The sequence below is a fragment of the Spiroplasma sp. hyd1 genome (genome assembly GCF_016082235.1).
Classification (GTDB): Bacteria; Bacillota_I; Bacilli_A; order Mycoplasmatales; family Mycoplasmataceae; genus Spiroplasma; species Spiroplasma poulsonii.
In genome coordinates, this window is record NZ_JXYY01000082.1 from 1 (window position 1) to 3,526 (window position 3,526).

Here is a 3,526-nt window from a genome sequence, read left to right on the forward strand (position 1 = left end):
ACAAATATTTGCAATTTTTTAACAAGTAATGCAAGAAGTCTATTATATCTAACATAATAAAAAATGAAAGTTTATACTTCCATTAGTTCTTTTTCTTTTAATGTCCCTTTTTCATCAAGCTTTTTAATAAAATTATCTGTTAATTTTTGAATTTCACCTTCGTAATATTTTTTGTCATCATCAGTTAAATTAGCATCTTTTTTAATTTGTTCATTACTATCACGACGTTCATTACGAACCGCAATTTTAAAATGTTCAACTTCTTTTCACATATCTTTTACTAACATTTTACGACGTTCTTCTGTTAAAGCAGGGATATTTAAACGAATTAAATCTGCTTCTGAATTTGGTGATAATCCCAAATCCGACTTATTAATTGCTGTAACAATTAAACTAATTGTTCCTCGATCATAAGGTTTAATTACTAACTGGCGCGCCTCAGGAACCATAATGTTTGCCAATTGTTGAATTGGAGTTAGTGTTCCATAATAATCAATCATAATATGAGCTAACATATTTGGATTAGCACGACCTGTCCGAATCTTTACTAATTCATTTTCAAATGACTCTAATACTTTTGTCATCTTCTCTTTTGTTTGGTTAATAATTTCTTGTGACATTTATTTTTTCCCTCCTGTAACAACTGTTGAACGAGCACTTCCGTGTGCTGCTTTATAAATATTATCTGGTTCATTAATATCAAAAACAACAATTTTAACATTATCTTCCATTGCTAAACTTGATGCTGTTAAATCCATCACTTTTAATTGTTTTTCTTGTAGTTCATTTAAACTAATATTATCAAATCGAATTGCATCAGAATTTTCACGCGGATCTTTGTCATAAATGCCATCAACACCATTCTTTGCCATTAACATAACATCAGCATCAATTTCAATTGCTCGAATTGTTGCTGCAGTATCAGTTGTAAATTTTGGTTGACCAGTTCCACCAGCCATAATAACAATTGCCCCTTTTTCTAAACCAGCTTTTGCTTTTTTAAATAAATATGGCGATGCTACTTCTGGAACCTGAATTTTTGAAGTTACAATAACATTCTCACTTCCCTCATATTTTAAAACTGCTTCTAATGCTAATGCATTCATTATCGTTGCTAACATTCCCATATAATCCGCACTAATCGGATTCATATTGATACTATCAGCACGATTACCGCGCCAAATATTGCCACCACCAACAACAATTGCAATTTGCAGTCCTTCTTTTTGTAGTTTAACAATTTGTCTAGCAATATCATGAATTCTCTTTGAATCATACAAATCAGCAGGATTTCCTAATGCTTCACCAGACAATTTTAATAAAACACGCTTATATTGTAATGCCATTATAACATTCCTTTCTTTTTCTTGTTTATTCCTAATATATTATAAATTGTTTTAAAAAAATAAGCAAAATAAAATTAGTAATTATTAAGAAAAGATGGAAAGAAATAATTGGAACTTTTAACAGTAAATTTTATCTGGGATAACAACAATTATCCTTCAAACAAAAGACTAAAAGTCTTTTTTCTTATTTAGTTATTTTTATTTTACCCAATTTATAACTTTATGCAGCAACAAAATAAAAATATTTTTAAAATATTTCTTTAACTACCTAAAGTAAATTTCTTGAATCTAATTTTTATTGATAAAGAATTTAATGATATCTTGCATTTTTGTTCGTTTATAGCGTAAAATTGGAAAATCAATTGTTCGTCCATAAACCTTTTAATAATCTTTTTTCCAATGTTTATATCATTTTCAAATATTTTGGCGATAATATTTAATTTCTTGTTCATGATAAGCAATAATATTATCTTTTAACACTTTTAAAGGATCTAAACCATTTGTTTTTGCCATTGCTAAATCTAAAATAACATTAAAAGATTCATATTTATAAATTTTAGCTCCATACCCCATATATGCCTTAATTGAATGAGAAATCATTGCTTCAGAACAAGAACCAATATAACCCTTATGACGATAACTTTCAATCCCTTTTTGCTGGTTTTTTAAATATCTAATAAGCTTATTATAATGTTCAGAATCAATTTTAAATTCGTCAGAATATTCTGTAATTTTTTTAAAATCAGATAAAAAAGTAATAACTTTAGCTACATCGCCATTTAAAATTTCGGTTTTAATTTTGGTTGTTAATATATCAAATAAATTTCTATAATTCGGATGCAAATGACGTTTTTTATTAAATGCCTTGTGAATATACTGTGATAAATGAAAATAATCTAAGACATAGTTAGATTTTAATTCTTGTGCCGTAATTTTAATTCACCCAGCTCCATCACCACATAAAAATAGTTCTTTTTCTTTATAGGTTGCTCCATAAAATTTAAGTAATTGCCTAGCAACTTCTCGGACAAATTTCTTAGTATTTATTTTAGCACCTTTTGGAACAGATCAATAAAATTGTCGTTTATTTAATAAACGTCCCCTTGCATCTTTCCCAATATGAAAAGTTACTAAGCGATAGCGACATTCATTAGATTGCTTATTAACTAATAAGTCTTCTCAGGTATCATCGGTTAAAATATAAATATATTTATATTTACTAATATCTGGAATCTTATATTGTAGATTAAATGATTCATTGATTAATTCTTTAATATTATATTTTTTAACAATATTTGAAATTGTTCGCTCTGAAATTTCCATATTTGGAAACACTGATAAAATATTTTTATAAGTTTTTTTCGATGTAATATGTTCTAAAATCGCAATAATAAAATCTAATGATAATCGTTGCCATTTATTTAGTTGAATATAATTATCTAATAAATATTTGTAATGCCAACGCCCATCCTCACCAATATATTTATACTTTGTCCGTTGAAATGTAACTGGTCCTTCTTGGGTTAAAATTGTGCGTGGTACTAATGTATTTCGAATATATCCATTTTTTAAACGTCACTTTTCATTATTAATTTGCTTATCCAAGTCTTCTAATTGTTTTTTAATATTTTGCAATAAAAACTGATTATTTTTTTCTTTTCGTCTGTTACATATGCCACCATATTAAAATTAAATAAATCAATACTTTTATTATTCCCCATTTGGTACTGCCCTTCAATTTAATTTTTACTAATTAATAATTGTTGATACAGTCTAACTTTAAATCTATGTTTTAATTATAACATAAAAATATCCCTTTTTTACTAGAAAGACTCACATTTAAGATGAAACACTTATATTTTAATGATGAATTATATGATTTATTTAATTCTCCAGCTACGATCTTAAATCTTCCCGCAAGAGTATTTAATATTTTTCAAAATAAATTTGAAAGAATATCTTTCTTAGAATCTAAGAATGTTGAAGTTAGACATATTATTCAATCGATTTATATCTTTACTGAAAATGTTCGAAATGTTGGCAATAAAACTACGGCAGAATTGACGGAGATATTAAAAAAATATAATTTAAAAATATTCACATCCGAAGAAATTCTTGAAATCTATAATTATGAATACGCTAATAATAGACTTCTTGCGATACCCTTTTTTATTAAAATA

General features: G+C 26.7%; 4 protein-coding genes. 1 reads left to right on the forward strand and 3 read right to left on the reverse strand.

Features of this window, described 5'->3' with window-relative positions; genetic code table 4:
- Positions 1-71 precede the first annotated feature (71 nt).
- From frr to TS70_RS06155, 3 genes are all read right to left on the reverse strand, one after another.
- On the reverse strand, positions 72-620 hold the full coding sequence (gene frr / locus TS70_RS06145; protein ID WP_127092728.1) for a ribosome recycling factor: 549 nt from the start codon (positions 618-620) through the stop codon (positions 72-74).
- Entirely contained in the window at positions 621-1,346 is a 726-nt protein-coding gene (gene pyrH / locus TS70_RS06150) for a UMP kinase (RefSeq protein WP_040094113.1), read from the reverse strand.
- A gap of 381 nt (positions 1,347-1,727) precedes the next feature.
- The gene (locus tag TS70_RS06155) at positions 1,728-2,981 is read right to left on the reverse strand and encodes an Mbov_0401 family ICE element transposase-like protein (protein ID WP_040094112.1); all 1,254 of its coding nucleotides are present in this window, start codon (positions 2,979-2,981) and stop codon (positions 1,728-1,730) included.
- A 209-nt stretch (positions 2,982-3,190) separates the two neighbouring features.
- Here TS70_RS06155 and TS70_RS06160 point away from each other — a divergent pair.
- A partial coding sequence (locus TS70_RS06160; protein WP_198049727.1) for a hypothetical protein occupies positions 3,191-3,526 on the forward strand: 336 nt, incomplete at its 3' end.